Source organism: Streptomyces lincolnensis, assembly GCF_001685355.1.
Classification (GTDB): Bacteria; Actinomycetota; Actinomycetes; order Streptomycetales; family Streptomycetaceae; genus Streptomyces; species Streptomyces lincolnensis.
Map to the genome: position 1 here is coordinate 1,728,722 of NZ_CP016438.1, position 13,939 is coordinate 1,742,660.

Here is a 13,939-nt window from a genome sequence, read left to right on the forward strand (position 1 = left end):
CTGGCGCGGGGAGGCGGCCCCACGCTGCTGTGGCGGGCCGCGCTCACCGCCGCCCTGGTGTGCGCGATCGGCCTGCTGCCATGGCTGTCGCGCACCGACCCCGCGCTGACCGTGCTCAAGGCCCGCTCCGCAGAGCGCGATCCCCCCCGGGCGCTGGCTGCCGTACGGCACCAACTCGGCCTGAGCGACGGCCCGTTGCCGCTCCTCGGGCACTGGCTGGGTGGACTGCTGCACGGGGACGGGGGCCGCTCCTGAGTCTCCGGCAGCGAGGTGCTGCCCTCCGCCGTACAGGCCCTCGGTGTCTCCCTGACGCTGATGGCCGGGGCTGTCGCCGTCGCCGTGTGCACGGCCGCCGCGGCTGCACAAGACGCCGCATGCCTCCCTCACCCGCACGACAGTGAAGAGCCGAGCCGCCCGCACCCGTTGACGGACACTCACACCGCGGCGAGCCGCGACAATCTCGGAGGTCAGGGCCGGCCAGCGGCATCGTGGGAACCACCGGGGAGGTCCCGGAGGTGAGGGCGACGCCTCCGGCAAACAGTGACAGGAATGTGAGACACGATCCCCCACAAGGAGCAAAATAGCGCCTCTGACCTGGGCATTTAACTTGATCACTAGGATCCGCCCCCATCCTAACGTCACGTACATCCTGTACATTTTTTACAGACGCCGAAGGAGGGGTACCCATGACCCGACCGTCCGCCCGCTACGTCCTGCCCGAGTTCACCGAGCGCACCAGCTACGGGACCAAGTCGATGGACCCGTACTCGAAGCTGCTGGAGGAGCGGATCGTCTTCCTCGGGACGCCGATCGACGACACCTCGGCGAACGATGTGATGGCCCAGTTCATGTACCTCGAGTACCAGGACCCGGACCGGGACATCTCGCTGTACATCAACTCCCCCGGCGGCTCGTTCAGCGCGATGTCGGCGATCTACGACACGATGCGGTACGTCCGCTGCGACGTGGAGACGACCTGTCTGGGGCAGGCGGGCTCGTCGGCCGCGGTGCTGCTCGCGGCGGGCACGCCCGGCAAGCGGAACCTGCTGCCCGGCGCACGCGTGGTGATCCACCAGCCCGCGCTGGCCGACCCGGTACAGGGGCAGGCCAGCGATCTGGCCATCCAGGCCGCGGAGTTGACGAGGGTGCGGACCCTCCTGGAGGAGATGCTCGTCCGGCACACCGGCCGGAGCCGGGAGCAAGTGACCGCGGACATCGAGCGGGACAAGATCCTGGACGCCCCGGGCGCTCTGGAGTACGGGCTCGCGGACCGGATCATCCCGAGCCGCAAGACGTCGCACACCGCGCCCGGCGCGAGGTGAGCCGCCGATGCTGCCCGATCTGCCGCCGCTGCCCGCCCTCACTCACGCCGAGGGCGAACTGATCGACCGTTACCTCGACGTGGTCGACCTGCTCGGGCGGATCAACCCGGGCCGGCACGTCGACACCTACGGCGGACTGCGCGCCGCCCAGGCACTGGTGGGCAAGGCCACCGCACTGCGTGACGCGCTGGAACTGATGCACCGTCGGGGCGAGACCGAGCTGCATGCCGACACGCTGGCGCGTGCGCTGCGTGTCCTGGACGGGGAGCGCCGCACGGCTCGCGTCATCGTGCCGCCGCGCTCCGACACTTGACGCACCCCCAGCCGGTCCGGACGCCGGGCCCGCGAGGCGCGACGTCCGGACCGGGGTTCAAACGGACCAGATGGCGTACCCCCGTTCGGAGTAGCCGCGTCTCCTTTTTCCGGCCCGAAAAGCTTGCGCAACGCGCGTAGGCCGAGGACGGAATGTGGCGTTCCTGTGCTGGTCCGGGCGCACTCGGGGTCCTCGACACCCCTTCGAACACAGGAGTGTCCACCCGAACGGGTGAGTGGTGAGTAACAACACAAACCACCGGTTCCATTGGGATTTTCGGACATCGGTGAGCCAAGATCCCTGTCTGACGACAAGCCCCCGCCGCAGCGGCGGGGCGATCCGGGTGGACGCCGAGTCCTGCCGCCGCCCGGATGACCGGTCGACAGAAGTGGATCGGCAGGAGTGGAGGACCCAGGCACGACGGGTCGCCGGAACGGTCACGCCATGACCGGGTCGAGCAGCCCTTGGGGTGAAGCCGCGTCAGCGGCCGGGCAACTTCGCCAGCCCGAATCCGACAGGTCATCCTTCACAGGCGGCTGACGAAGGGTTGCGCATGACTGCGCTCAATCGTGTCCCGTCGCTCATGGTCCGGGCCGGTACGGCCTCGGCATTCGCCATCGCCGCCGTAGGCGGCTCGGTCGTGGTCCCCGGTGTCGCATCCGACGCCGCGGCCGCCACACCGGCGACGAAGGCACTTCAGGTCGCGGCTTCCAAGAAGGGATCCCCCTACAAGTACGGCGCCGTCGGGCCGAAGAGGTTCGACTGCTCAGGGCTGACGCTGTACTCGTTCAAGAAGGCGGGCAAGAAGCTGCCCCGCACGGCCGCCCAGCAGTACAACAAGACGCGCCACATCTCCTCCAAGAGCCGCAAGGCAGGAGACCTGGTGTTCTTCCACTCGGGCTCGAACGTGTACCACGTCGGCATCTACGCCGGAAAGGGGAAGATCTGGCACTCCCCGAAGACCGGGGACGTCGTCAGGCTTCAGAAGATCTGGACCAAGAGCGTCTGGTACGGCCGGGTCAAGTAGTGCCCCTCCCGAGCGGGCGGCGGCGCCCTGATCCGCCGCCGCCCGCTCCGGGAGCCCCAGCGCGTGACACGGGCTCGGATGGTTACTCGTTCATGTATGGCCGACCACCGTCCCTGCACCGCACGCAACGAGACACCGCTGGAGCGCGCCGACCGCAACTTCGGCGAACTGCTCCAGGAACTGCGCGTCACCCAGACCGGGGTGCAGATCCTCTTCGCGTTCCTGCTGTCCCTGGCCTTCACCCAGCGTTTCCCTGACCTGGACACGGTCCAGCGTGCCACCTACGTGACGACGCTGCTGCTCTCGGTTCTCGCGGCGGCCCTCTTCACGGCGCCCGCCGCCCTGCACCGCTTCCTCTTCCAGCAGGGCGCCAAGCCTCGCATCGTGCAGGTCTCCTCACGGCTCGCCTCCTTCGGCATGGCGGTCCTGGTCCTGGCGTTCACCGGGTCGGTGATGCTCGTGGTCGACGTGACGATCGGCCGGACCGGTGGACTCGCGGCGGGCGCGGCGACCCTGTGCGTCTGTCTCGGACTGTGGTGGCTGCTCCCCCGGCTGGTGCGGCGGGCCGACCGCACCCAGACCCCGCACCGGATGACGATCAGGCAGCCCACAGCGGTTCGAGGAGGAGTACCGCACCGAGAACTGTCAGCGCGCCGCCGGTGACCCCCTCCACCGCTCGCGCGGCACGCGGCCTGCGCAGCCACCGGCCGAGCCGGTCGACCAGCACGGCCACCGCCGGGAACCACACCAGGGCGAGCGCGACGACGATCAGCGCGAGCACCAGCGTCCTCGGCAACGCCGGCGCACCGGCGGGCACGAACTGCGGCATCAGGCTGAGGAACGTGATGGGCGCCTTCGGGTTCAGCGCGTTGGTGACGAACCCCTGCCGCAACGGCCGGGCGGCCGGCTCCGCGTCCTCGGCCGTCACCCCGCGCGGCCTGCGCAGGCCCGCCAGCGTGCGGGCGCCCAGGTACAGCACATAGGCGCCGCCCGCCAGTTGCAGCGCCCGGAACAGCGCCGGTACGGCGGTCAGCACCGCGGCGACCCCGGCCACCGCGAGCGCGGTGTGCAGGAGCAGTCCGGCGGTGATGCCGAGCGCGCAAACGACCCCGGCCCGGCGGGAGACCAGGGCGTTGCGCACGACGACGGTGAAGTCGGCCCCGGGCATGGCGACCATGCCGGCGGCGACCCCGGTGAAGGCGAGGAGCTGTCCGTCCATGCGGCCAGCCTGCCGTGGGTGGGCCGTCAGCAGGTATTTCGGATCTTCTCGGCTAGCCTTAAGCATTGCTTTGGGCTGATGCGGAGGAACCGGTATGTACGACCCCGTCCGGCTGGCCGCGCTCGTCGCGGTCGCGGAGGCCGGCTCGATCACCCGGGCCGCCGGGCGGCTGGGCTACACCCCGCCCGCGCTCTCCCAGCAACTGGCCAAGCTGGAGCGGGAGGCGGGCACGGCGCTGCTCGTCCGGCACCACCGCGGGGCCCGGCTGACGGGTGCGGGCGAGGTGCTGGTGGCACGGGCCCGCCGGGTGCTCGACGAGCTGGAGCGGGCACGGCACGAACTCGCCCGGCTGACCGGTCTGTCGGGCGGCACGCTCCGGTTGGGCACCTTCCAGACGGCGGGCATCCATCTGCTGCCGCCGGTGCTCAGCGCGTTCCGCCGGGAGCATCCGGACGTGGAGCTGTCGGTCACGGACTACGAACCGCCGGCCGGGGTCGCGGCGGTGGCGGCCGGGGAGATCGATCTGGCGCTGACGCACACCTACCAGCCGGCCCCGGCGGTACCGCTGCCGTCCTCCGTCGGCGCGGAGCCCGTCCTGGTCGAGGAACTGGTCCTGGTGACCGCTCCCGGTCACGCCCTCACCAGCGGCACCTCGCGGCTGCCTCTGGCGGACCTCGCGGGCCAGCCGCTGATCAGCATGGCACCGGGCCATCCCGCCCGGCAGGGCGTGGAGGCGGCGCTCGCCCGGGCCGGGGCCACGCCCTCGGTGCTGGTGGCGACTCCGGGGTACGTCCTGGTCTGCGCGCTGGTCAGCGCGGGGCTCGGCGTCGGGGTGGTCCCCGAGATGGTGGCCCGGACGGCGGCCACCCCGGTCGGGGTGCGGCTGCTGGAGCCGGGAGAGCTGCGCCGTACGATCTCGGTCGTCCACCGGACCGACGGGACGGCACCGGCCGCGGACGCCTTCCGGGCACTGCTGCGCGGCGCGTTCGGCCGGGCGCGGCACACCTGATCGCGGGGCCGCGGGTGGGGGACTAGGGCTCCTGCTGTCCTGCCGCAGGCACCGGCTGGGCCGGCACGGTCCACGGCAGTTCGATGGCGACGGTCTTGCCGCCCTCGCGGGTGGGCCTGACTCTCAGTTTGCCGCCGCACTCGGCGGTCAGCCAGCGGATGATCACCATGCCCCGGCCGTTGTCCTGCTGGACGGCGGCGGGCAGCCGCTTCGGGAACCGCGGGTGGCTGTCGGTGACGCCGATGCGCAGCTGCTCGTCACGGTCGAGTTCGATGTCCACCGTGAAGGTGGGTGACTGCCCGAACGTGTGCTGTACGGCGTTGGTGGCGAGTTCGGAGACGATCAGGCGGATGGTGTCGGTGACTTCGGCCCCCGGTGGCAGTCCCCACTCCGCCAGGGTGGTGACCACGTACTCGCGGGCCGCGGAGACCGAGGCGGGCTCGCTCGGCAGAGTGACGGATGCTTCCAGATGGTCTGCCATGGCGACGTCGTCCCTTTCCCACGGGACCGCGGTCCGACACGGAGCGGATGGTTCGAGTACGGTCCCGGACTGGTGCTTCATCGCCAGACTGCCATTACCAAGGCGGTCACGGGTGGCGATCCACCAAGATATGCATATATCTGTCGCTCGAAGCGGTGAACTCTGCGACCTCAGACCGTATTTGGGCACCCCGGTTGGAGTAAGGAGGAGCCCATGCAGCACGGTCCCGCGGTGCGCCGCCGAAAGCTGGGCGCCGAACTGCGCGCCCTGCGCGCCGGTGCGGGCCTCACCAGTGGTGAGGCCGCCCGTCTGGTGGGCTGGCACCAGTCGAAGGTGAGCCGGATCGAGACCGGCGCGAGCGGCGTGAAACCGGCCGATGTGCGGTTACTCCTCGACGCGTACGGTGTGACGGACTCCCAACTACGGGAGTTGCTCCTGGTGTTGGCGGGGTCCGACGAGGGTGGCGGCCGGCACCACTGGTGGCACGCGTATCGCGGTGTGCTGCCGCCGACCTACCGGGATTTCATCAGTCTGGAGTCCCAGGCGAGTGCCATGAGCACCTTGGAGACCTCGGTGGTGCCCGGGCTGCTCCAGACCCCCGAGTACGCCCGGGCGGTGACCAAGGCGGCGGTGGACGGGCTGGACGACGAGCGTCTGCACACCCTGGTCGAAGTGCGGCTGGCCAGGCAGGACGTGCTCCGGGCGCATCCGCCGCTGGCGCTCAGCGCGGTGCTGGACGAGGCCGTGCTCAGACGCGAGGTCGGCGGTCCCGAGGTGATGGCGCGCCAGTTGGAACGGTTGATCGAGGCGGCGCGACTGCCCCAAGTGCGGCTCCAGGTACTGCCGTTCTCCGCGGGAGAGCACATCGGCATTACCGGCCCTTTCGTTATCTTCTCATTTTCGAGCACATCTGATCTGGATGTGGTTGTTCTCGACCACTTGACGAGTAGCCTCTACCTCGAACGGAAAGAAGACCTCCAGGCCTACACGGAGGCCTTCAACGCCCTTCAGATGCACGCCCTTTCGCCCGAGGACTCGTTGGATTACATCGCCGGTTTAGGTGACGGCGTGTAAGGAGGCACCATGTCAGCTCTGCCTCGGCACGTACCTTCCAGCAACGACCTGCACGACGTGCGGTGGCTGCGCAGCAGCTACAGCACGGGAGCCAACAACTGCGTCGAGACGGCACGACCGAGCGGCGGCCCCTGGGCCGGTCTGCTCGCCGTGCGCGACTCCAAGGACCCGGCCGGACCCGCGCTGCTCTTCTCCCCCGGGAGCTGGGCGGGATTCACCACCGCGTTCCGGTCCTGACCTGTCCGCTCAGCCCAGCAGGGTGCGGCGCACGGCCGTGTCACGCCGACTCATGGTCGCGTCTCGCCGATCACCCGTACAGCGTGTTCGATCTGCCCCTCGGAGAGGTCCGCGCGGGCGGTCAGCCTCAGCCGTGAGATGCCGTCGGGGACGGAAGGAGGACGGAAGCAGCCCACGGCCAGCCCGGCCGCACGGCACTCGGCCGCCCATCGCACGGCCCCCTCCGGGGACGGCGCGCGCACGGAGACCACCGCGGCATGAGGACGTACCGCCTCGTGACCCGCGGCGGTCAGGCGTGCGTGGAGTTCGCGCGCCACCGTGCGGGCCCGCGCCGCCCGCTCCGGCTCGCGGCGCAGCAACCGCAGGGCCGCCAGGGCCGAGCCCGCCGCCGCCGGAGCCAGACCCGTGTCGAAGATGAACGTCCGGGCCACGTTGACCAGGTGGTCGATCACCCGGGCGGGGCCGAGGACGGCACCGCCCTGGCTGCCCAGCGACTTGGACAGCGTGACCGTGACGACGACGTCGTCGGCGCCCGCGAGCCCCGCGGCGTGCGGGGCGCCGCGGCCGCCGTCGCCGAGGACGCCCAGACCGTGCGCGTCGTCGAGCACCAGACCCGCGCCGCGTTCCCGGCACGCCTCGGCGTGGGCCGCGAGCGGGGCCGCGTCGCCGTCGACCGAGAAGACCGTGTCGGACACCAGGACGGCGGGCCCGTCATGGGTCCGCAGCGCCTTGCGCACGGCTTCCGGATCGGCGTGCCCGACGACCTGTGTCTCACCCCGGGCCAGTCGGCAGCCGTCGATCAGCGAGGCGTGGTTGCCCGCGTCGGAGACGATCAGCGAGCCGTGCGGGGCCAGCGCGGTGACCGCGGCCAGGTTCGCCGCGTAGCCCGACGACAGGACGAGCGCCGCCTCGAAGCCGCAGAAGTCTGCCAGCTCGCCTTCCAGCTCGGCGTGGAGTTCGGTGCTGCCGGTGACGAGCCGGGACCCGGTCGCGCCCCCGCCCCAGGTCCGGGCGGCCCGCGCCGCGCCCTCGGTGACCTCGGGGTGCCGGGACAGACCCAGGTAGTCGTTGCTCGCCAGATCGAGGAGCGGCGAGTCCGCGGGACGCGGACGCAGGGCCCGTACGAGTCCGGCGCGACGGCGCGATTCCGCCTCCTCGTCGATCCAGCCGAACGCCATCGCTCCTCCAGGGCTTGCACACGGTTTTTGTAGGCAGCGCACAGACACTAGTCGCCCGACCACGAACCCACGGTGTGGTGATACCCACACGTCGAAGCGCCTCTCTTGTACGAACTCTCCTTGGCCCCGGGTGGCTCCTTAGGACAGGATCGGCTCTCATGGACCTGCTGAACACGCTGGTGGACAAGGGGCTTCGGCGCGAGCTGCCGAGCCGCGAGGAGGCGCTGGCCGTCCTCGCCACTTCCGACGACGACCTGCTCGATGTGGTGGCCGCGGCCGGCAAGGTGCGCCGGCACTGGTTCGGCCGACGGGTGAAACTCAACTACCTCGTCAACCTCAAGTCGGGCCTGTGCCCGGAGGACTGCTCCTATTGTTCGCAGCGGCTCGGATCCACCACCGGCATCCTGAAGTACACCTGGCTCAAGCCCGACGAGGCCTCGAAGGCGGCCGCGGCCGGTTTGGCGGGAGGTGCCAAGCGGGTCTGTCTGGTGGCGTCCGGGCGGGGCCCGACCGACCGGGACGTGGACCGGGTCGCGGGCACCATCAAGGCGATCAAGGAGCAGAACGAGGGCGTCGAGGTGTGCGCCTGTCTCGGGCTGCTCTCCGACGGCCAGGCGGAGCGGCTGCGTGAGGCGGGCGCGGACGCCTACAACCACAACCTGAACACGTCCGAGGGCACCTACGGCGAGATCACCACCACGCACACCTACGCCGATCGCGTCGACACCGTGAACAAGGCGCACGCGGCCGGTCTGTCCGCCTGTTCCGGGCTGATCGCGGGCATGGGCGAGAGCGACGAGGACCTGGTCGACGTCGTGTACTCGCTGCGCGAGCTGGACCCGGACTCGGTTCCGGTCAACTTCCTGATCCCGGTCGAGGGCACCCCGCTGGCCAAGGAGTGGAACCTCACCCCGCAGCGCTGCCTGCGGATCCTGGCGATGGTGCGGTTCGTCTGCCCGGACGTGGAGGTGCGGATCGCGGGCGGCCGGGAGGTCCATCTGCGCACCATGCAGCCCCTCGCCCTGCACCTGGCCAACTCGATCTTCCTCGGCGACTACCTCACCACCGAGGGCCAGGCGGGCAGGGCCGACCTGGAGATGATCGCGGACGCCGGCTTCGAGGTGGAGGACACCGGCCAGGTGACGCTTCCCGAGCACCGGGCGAACGCGGGCGGGGGCGGCTGCGGCTCCCACGCCGAGGCCGGCTGCGGCTCCCACGAGAGCGCGGGGTGCGGATCCCCCGAGAGCGCCGGTGTCTGCGGTTCCGCCCCCGCCGCCTCGACGGCCCCGGCCGGCGAGCCCCGCACCGACCTCGTCGCCGTCCGCCGCCGTGGCGCCGGAACGGACCTCGCGCCCAATGCCTGACCCGAGCGTCCCCGACCTGCTGGAACTGGACCGGCGCCACGTCTGGCACCCCTACGGTCCGATGCCGGGCCGTCAGGAACCGCTCGTCGTGGAGTCGGCGAGCGGGGTCCGGCTGCGGATGGCGGACGGCTCGGGCGAGCTGGTCGACGGGATGTCCTCCTGGTGGTCGGCGATCCACGGCTACAACCACCCGGTGCTGAACGAGGCCGCGCGCGAGCAGCTCGGGCGGATGAGCCACGTGATGTTCGGCGGCCTCACGCACGAGCCCGCCGTACGGCTCGCAAAGCTCCTTGTCGACATGTCGCCGGACGGTCTGGAACACGTCTTCCTCGCCGACTCCGGCTCGGTGTCGGTCGAGGTCGCGGTCAAGATGTGCCTCCAGTACTGGCGCTCGCTCGGCCGCCCGTCGAAGCGGCGGCTGCTGACCTGGCGGGGCGGCTACCACGGCGACACCTGGCAGCCGATGTCGGTGTGCGATCCCGAGGGCGGAATGCACGAGCTGTGGTCCGGGTCGCTGCCGCGCCAGGTGTTCGCCGACCCGCCGCCGACACGGTACGAGGAGGCGTACGCCGATCAGCTGCGCTCCCTGATCGAACGCCACGCCGACGAACTCGCCGCGGTGATCGTCGAGCCGGTGGTGCAGGGCGCGGGCGGGATGCGGTTCCACTCCCCCGCGTATCTGCGGGTGCTGCGCGAGGCGTGCGACGCGCACGACGTACTCCTGGTGTTCGACGAGATCGCCACCGGGTTCGGCCGCACGGGCGCGCTGTTCGCGGCGGAGCACGCCGCGGTGACCCCGGACGTCATGTGCGTGGGCAAGGCGCTGACCGGCGGCTACCTGACGATGGCGGCGACGCTGTGCACGCCCCGGGTGGCCGACGGCATCTCGCGGGGCGAGGTACCGGTGCTGGCGCACGGGCCGACCTTCATGGGGAACCCGCTGGCGGCGGCCGTCGCCTGCGCGTCGATCGAACTGCTGCTGGGCCAGGACTGGCTCGCCGAGGTCAAGCGGATCGAGACGGGACTGCGGGAGGGGCTCTCGGCGGCCTCGGACCTCCCGGGTGTCGGGGAGGTACGCGTCCTCGGCGCCATCGGGGTCGTCCAGCTCGACCACCCCGTGGACATGAAGGCGGCCACGGAGGCGGCCGTCCGCGAGGGCGTGTGGCTACGGCCGTTCCGCGACCTGATCTACACGATGCCGCCGTACGTCACGGGCGACGCGGACGTGGCACGGATCGCGCGCGCGGTGTGCGCGGCGGCACGGGAGGGATGACATGGCGGTCCTCGTGATCACGGGTACGGGCACGGAGGTCGGCAAGACGGTGGCGACCGCCGCCGTGGCCGCCGCCGCGCTCGCGGCCGGACGGTCGGTCGCCGTCCTCAAGGCCGCGCAGACCGGCGTAGGACCGGACGAGCCGGGGGACGCCGCGGAGGTGGCGCGGCTCGCGGGCGCCGTCACGGCGGCCGAGGTCGCCCGGTATCCGGAGCCGTTGGCGCCGGCCACGGCGGCGCGGCGGGCCGGGCGGGCGCCGGTGCGTCCGCGTGATGTCGCCGAGGCCGCCGCCAAGCTGGCCACCGAGCACGACCTGGTGCTCGTGGAGGGCGCCGGCGGACTGCTCGTACGGTTCGACGCGGCGGGCGGGACGCTGGCGGACGCGGCCCGGCTGCTGGCGGCGCCGGTGCTGGTGGTGGCGTCGGCCGGGCTGGGCACGCTCAACACGACCGAACTCACCGCCCGGGAACTGCGCGCCCGCGGCCTCGACCTGGCCGGGATCGTCATCGGCAGCTGGCCCGACGCACCCGACCTGGCCTCGCGCTGCAACCTCGCCGACCTGCCGGAGGTCTCCGGGGCGCCCCTGCTCGGCGCCCTGCCCGCCGGTGCCGGACGACTCGCCCCCGCCGACTTCCGCGCGGGGGCACCGAGTTGGCTGGCGCCCCGGCTGGACGGGACGTGGGACGCGGAGGTGTTCGGGGTGCGGCAGGCGCCCTAGGTGTGCTGTTCGGCAGGCTCCCTAGGGCCGCCCCCGGTCCCTCTCCGCCTCCCCGAGGAGGCGGACCAGTTCGATCCGGGAGCGGATGCCCAACCGGGTGAAGACACCGCGCAGATGGTGGTCGATCGTGCGGGGACTGAGCGCGAGGCGGACGGCGATCTCGCGGTTGGTGGCGCCCTCGGCGGCCATGCGGGCGATCAGCAGCTGCTGGGCCGTGAGACGGTCGGCCGGATCGGCGGCCCGGCCGCCCGAGCTCGCGTCGGACCCGCCCCGTGCGCTCGCGTCGGGCGCGCCGACCGCGCGGAGTTCGGCCCGGGCCTGCTCGGCGCAGTGCGGGGCGCCGAACTGTTCGAAGGCCGCCAGCGCGCTGTGCAGCCGGTCGCGTGCCTCCGTGCGGTGGCGCAGTCGTCGTAGCGCGGCTCCGAACAGCAGCTCGGTGCGGGCGCGTTCGAAGTCCCGGGTGCCGCGCGCGTGCAGGTCGAGTGCGGTGCGGTAGTGCTCGACGGCCTCCGCGCCCGGCGCGAGCAGGGCACGGCAACGGGCGCTCAGCGCCAGGTCGTCCGGGCTGTCCACGGCGCTCGCCCAGCGGTGGTAGTCGGTGTGGGCGGCCCGCGCGACCCGGGTGTCTCCGGTGCGGACGGCGGCCTCGACGTAGTGCGGGGTGGCCAGATGCCGGATGGCCCGGTGGCCGTGGCCGGGCCCGAATCCGGCGAGGGCTCGCAACCGGGCCGCGGCGGCCGGGAAGCGGCCGTTGCCGAGGTCGAGGAAGGCGAGCGCCCACTGCGCGAGGGCGGCGGGCAGACCGAGACCACGGCCGAGGGCGTACGACCGGGCGGCGGCGGCACGTTCGCGGCACAGCTCCGCGTCGCCGGTGATCGCGGCGAACATCGCCAGGGCGGCCTGGAGATGGCAGGCGCCGTTGTCCTGGCCGGTGGCGTACGCCTGCGCCAGCGCCTCGGTCGCGGCGGCCTCGCCGGCGCGGGGGCGGCCGGTCCAGAAGTCCGCGTACGCCCGGAACTCCATGGCCTGGACGGCGGTCGCCGTCGCTCCGCGCGCCCGCGCCGAGGTGGCCGCCCGCAGGGTCGCGGTGGCGGCGAGAGTGTGGTCGCCGAGCAGCAGCGCGGCGATTCCGGCGTGCAGCAGCAGGGTGGGGTCCCCGCCCGGGCCACAGCGCCCGGCCGCCGCCATCAACAGATCCCGAGCGTCCTCGTACCGCCCCTCGAAGGCCGCCACCAGCCCGCCGAGCGTGCCGGGCGACACGACCCCGAGCACCTCGGCCACCTGCCCGGCCTCACGGCATCGACGCAGGTCACCGGTGTAGATAGCCGCTTCGGTGGCACGGGTGAGGAGGTGGGCGGCCCGAGGGGACGCGGAGGGGCGGGACGTGTCGGCCGACGCCGGGGAGGGGGCGGACCGGGGCGACGCGGAGCGGCGGGGCGTCCGGGCCGACGCCGAGGGGTCGGCGGCTCGGGGTGACGCGCCGGGGCGGGGCGCAGGGGACGCCGCCGGGACATGGGCGGCCACCGCCGGCGAGGAGGAGAGGTCCGCCGCCCGGCCCGACGCGGCGCGGGCCGCCGGCCGGGCCGACTCCGGGCTGTCGGTGCCCGGCGCCGGTACGGAGGGCCGACGGACCGCCGCCCGAGCAAAAGCGTGCTCCTGTGCCGAAGTCGCGCCCCGCGTGGCATGAGGGCCGTCCGGGGCTCCGGCGGACGCGGGTGACACGTGCAGCCCGTCACTGTTGGGCTCCGGGTCCCCCGACGCCTGCGCCGCCACAGCCGACTGCCCGCCACCCGCGCCCGCCGGCTCCCCCGGCGTCCGCGCCGCCGCCAGCAGGGCGTCGAACGCCTCCGAGGCGTTGCCCGCGCGGAGGGCGAGGACGCCGGTCAGGGCCTCGTCGTGGCCGGCGGCGGCCAGGCGGCGGGCGCGGTCGCCGTCGCCGGACTGCCAGGCGTGGACGGCGGCGCGGGCCAGGAGGCGGGAGCGTTCGCGGGGGTCGAGGCAGAGGGCGGCGGCGTGCTCGGCGAGTGCGCGGGCCAGCGGAAGGCGACCCGCGTCACGGGCCTGTTCGGCGGCGGCGCGGAGTTCGGCCGTGAGCCGGGCGCTCGGACCGAGGGCGCCCGCGCCCCGGTGCCAGGACCGGCCGGGCGCCTCGCCGTCGCCGCGCAGCACCCGTGCCAGCAGCCGGTGGACCTCGCGCCGGTCGGCCGGGGAGCCGGTCTCGTAGGCGGCGACCGTCGTCCAGACGTCCCGGAAGACGACCCCGCCCGTCGTCGCCTGGGCGATCCCGGTCGCCTCGGCGGCTTCCAGGGGACGGGTGTCGAGACGGACGGCGGTCACGGCGCGCAGGAAGGCGTGCGTGGGGACCGGGTACTGGTCGGCCGCCGCGAGGAGCAGCAGCAGCCGGGTGTCGTCCGGCAGGGCCTGGATCTCGGCCCGGCGGGTCCGCAGCAACGCCGGGGCCAGCTCGGCGGGTTCGGTCGGCAGCGGGTCGTGACCGGCCGCCTGCCGTTCGGTCAGCAGCGGTACGAGATCGGCGGCGGCGCGCGGATCGCCGTGGACGGCACGCAGCACCCGCACCCGGACGCCCTCGGGCAGCGAGGAGAGCGTGCGCGGCGGGGGCGGAGTGCGGTCGAGGGGCGGGGGGTTCACCGGAGTCACCACGCAAACGACGTTACTGGCGAGTTAATTGACACGTAAAGACCGGCGATTTCACCGATGCGGCGC

Annotated in this window: 14 protein-coding genes, 1 pseudogene and 1 riboswitch; of the genes and pseudogenes, 11 read left to right on the forward strand and 4 right to left on the reverse strand. The window is 72.8% G+C overall.

The genetic code is table 11. From position 1 onward, the window contains the following. The 5 genes and pseudogenes from SLINC_RS47240 to SLINC_RS07595 form a co-directional block, all read left to right on the forward strand. Positions 1-354: pseudogene (locus tag SLINC_RS47240) on the forward strand (ABC transporter permease subunit); the annotation flags it as partial. Between the two features lie 332 nt (positions 355-686). Next, entirely contained in the window at positions 687-1,322 is a 636-nt protein-coding gene (locus SLINC_RS07580) for an ATP-dependent Clp protease proteolytic subunit (RefSeq protein ID WP_067428218.1), read from the forward strand. A gap of 7 nt (positions 1,323-1,329) precedes the next feature. Next, a complete protein-coding gene (locus tag SLINC_RS07585; RefSeq protein WP_067428219.1) occupies positions 1,330-1,635 on the forward strand; it encodes a hypothetical protein in 306 nt (101 codons plus the stop codon). 416 nt (positions 1,636-2,051) lie between these two features. Then, a riboswitch (cyclic di-AMP (ydaO/yuaA leader) is annotated at positions 2,052-2,185 on the forward strand. A 3-nt stretch (positions 2,186-2,188) separates the two neighbouring features. Continuing rightward, positions 2,189-2,662 (forward strand): C40 family peptidase, encoded by a 474-nt coding sequence (locus SLINC_RS07590; protein WP_067428221.1) that lies wholly within the window; start codon positions 2,189-2,191, stop codon positions 2,660-2,662. Between the two features lie 96 nt (positions 2,663-2,758). After that, positions 2,759-3,325 carry a DUF6328 family protein gene (locus SLINC_RS07595; RefSeq protein ID WP_067428223.1) on the forward strand — a complete coding sequence of 189 codons (567 nt, stop codon included), beginning with the start codon at positions 2,759-2,761 and terminating at the stop codon, positions 3,323-3,325. On the opposite strand, the gene SLINC_RS07600 is transcribed toward SLINC_RS07595, so the two are convergent. After that, positions 3,261-3,881 (reverse strand): LysE family translocator, encoded by a 621-nt coding sequence (locus SLINC_RS07600; RefSeq protein ID WP_067428225.1) that lies wholly within the window; start codon positions 3,879-3,881, stop codon positions 3,261-3,263. The two genes, SLINC_RS07595 and SLINC_RS07600, sit on opposite strands and share 65 nt — an antisense overlap. 94 nt (positions 3,882-3,975) lie before the next feature. Here SLINC_RS07600 and SLINC_RS07605 point away from each other — a divergent pair, with 94 nt between their 5' ends. Then, positions 3,976-4,890, forward strand: coding sequence for a LysR family transcriptional regulator (locus tag SLINC_RS07605; RefSeq protein ID WP_067428227.1), 915 nt, complete (start codon positions 3,976-3,978; stop codon positions 4,888-4,890). Between the two features lie 22 nt (positions 4,891-4,912). On the opposite strand, the gene SLINC_RS07610 is transcribed toward SLINC_RS07605, so the two are convergent. Then, on the reverse strand, positions 4,913-5,371 hold the full coding sequence (locus SLINC_RS07610) for an ATP-binding protein (RefSeq protein ID WP_067428230.1): 459 nt from the start codon (positions 5,369-5,371) through the stop codon (positions 4,913-4,915). A 213-nt stretch (positions 5,372-5,584) separates the two neighbouring features. Here SLINC_RS07610 and SLINC_RS07615 point away from each other — a divergent pair, with 213 nt between their 5' ends. Then, on the forward strand, positions 5,585-6,445 hold the full coding sequence (locus SLINC_RS07615) for a helix-turn-helix domain-containing protein (RefSeq protein ID WP_067428232.1): 861 nt from the start codon (positions 5,585-5,587) through the stop codon (positions 6,443-6,445). 9 nt (positions 6,446-6,454) lie between these two features. Further along, positions 6,455-6,682, forward strand: a complete 228-nt coding sequence (locus SLINC_RS07620) for a DUF397 domain-containing protein (RefSeq protein ID WP_067428234.1) — start codon at positions 6,455-6,457, stop codon at positions 6,680-6,682. 50 nt (positions 6,683-6,732) lie between these two features. Here the strand turns inward: SLINC_RS07620 and SLINC_RS07625 are convergent, their stop codons facing one another. Further along, entirely contained in the window at positions 6,733-7,860 is a 1,128-nt protein-coding gene (locus tag SLINC_RS07625) for an 8-amino-7-oxononanoate synthase (RefSeq protein ID WP_067428236.1), read from the reverse strand. Positions 7,861-8,018: 158 nt separating this feature from the next. Between SLINC_RS07625 and bioB the strand changes: the two genes are divergently transcribed. Genes bioB through bioD form a run of 3 tightly spaced genes read left to right on the forward strand, consistent with a single transcriptional unit; the run spans position 8,019 to position 11,215 of the window. Further along, positions 8,019-9,224 carry a biotin synthase BioB gene (gene bioB / locus SLINC_RS07630; RefSeq protein WP_067428238.1) on the forward strand — a complete coding sequence of 402 codons (1,206 nt, stop codon included), beginning with the start codon at positions 8,019-8,021 and terminating at the stop codon, positions 9,222-9,224. Continuing rightward, on the forward strand, positions 9,217-10,497 hold the full coding sequence (locus tag SLINC_RS07635; protein ID WP_067428241.1) for an adenosylmethionine--8-amino-7-oxononanoate transaminase: 1,281 nt from the start codon (positions 9,217-9,219) through the stop codon (positions 10,495-10,497). Before bioB ends, SLINC_RS07635 begins: the two co-directional genes overlap by 8 nt. Position 10,498: 1 nt before the next feature. Next, entirely contained in the window at positions 10,499-11,215 is a 717-nt protein-coding gene (gene bioD / locus SLINC_RS07640; protein WP_067428242.1) for a dethiobiotin synthase, read from the forward strand. A 21-nt stretch (positions 11,216-11,236) separates the two neighbouring features. On the opposite strand, the gene SLINC_RS07645 is transcribed toward bioD, so the two are convergent. After that, positions 11,237-13,876 (reverse strand): helix-turn-helix transcriptional regulator, encoded by a 2,640-nt coding sequence (locus SLINC_RS07645; RefSeq protein ID WP_079164448.1) that lies wholly within the window; start codon positions 13,874-13,876, stop codon positions 11,237-11,239. Between the last annotated feature and the right edge of the window lie 63 nt (positions 13,877-13,939).

Excerpts from the sequence above, each read along its gene's own strand:
- SLINC_RS07585 (WP_067428219.1), top strand. The coding sequence starts at position 1,330 with ATGCTGCCCGATCTGCCGCCGCTGCCCGCCCTCACTCACGCCGAGGGC.
- SLINC_RS07625 (WP_067428236.1), bottom strand. The coding sequence starts at position 7,860 with ATGGCGTTCGGCTGGATCGACGAGGAGGCGGAATCGCGCCGTCGCGCC.
- bioD (WP_067428242.1), top strand. The coding sequence starts at position 10,499 with ATGGCGGTCCTCGTGATCACGGGTACGGGCACGGAGGTCGGCAAGACG.
- SLINC_RS07580 (WP_067428218.1), top strand. The coding sequence starts at position 687 with ATGACCCGACCGTCCGCCCGCTACGTCCTGCCCGAGTTCACCGAGCGC.
- SLINC_RS07595 (WP_067428223.1), top strand. The coding sequence starts at position 2,759 with ATGGCCGACCACCGTCCCTGCACCGCACGCAACGAGACACCGCTGGAG.
- SLINC_RS07615 (WP_067428232.1), top strand. The coding sequence starts at position 5,585 with ATGCAGCACGGTCCCGCGGTGCGCCGCCGAAAGCTGGGCGCCGAACTG.
- SLINC_RS07610 (WP_067428230.1), bottom strand. The coding sequence starts at position 5,371 with ATGGCAGACCATCTGGAAGCATCCGTCACTCTGCCGAGCGAGCCCGCC.
- SLINC_RS07620 (WP_067428234.1), top strand. The coding sequence starts at position 6,455 with ATGTCAGCTCTGCCTCGGCACGTACCTTCCAGCAACGACCTGCACGAC.
- bioB (WP_067428238.1), top strand. The coding sequence starts at position 8,019 with ATGGACCTGCTGAACACGCTGGTGGACAAGGGGCTTCGGCGCGAGCTG.
- SLINC_RS07605 (WP_067428227.1), top strand. The coding sequence starts at position 3,976 with ATGTACGACCCCGTCCGGCTGGCCGCGCTCGTCGCGGTCGCGGAGGCC.
- SLINC_RS07590 (WP_067428221.1), top strand. The coding sequence starts at position 2,189 with ATGACTGCGCTCAATCGTGTCCCGTCGCTCATGGTCCGGGCCGGTACG.
- SLINC_RS07600 (WP_067428225.1), bottom strand. The coding sequence starts at position 3,881 with ATGGACGGACAGCTCCTCGCCTTCACCGGGGTCGCCGCCGGCATGGTC.
- SLINC_RS07635 (WP_067428241.1), top strand. The coding sequence starts at position 9,217 with ATGCCTGACCCGAGCGTCCCCGACCTGCTGGAACTGGACCGGCGCCAC.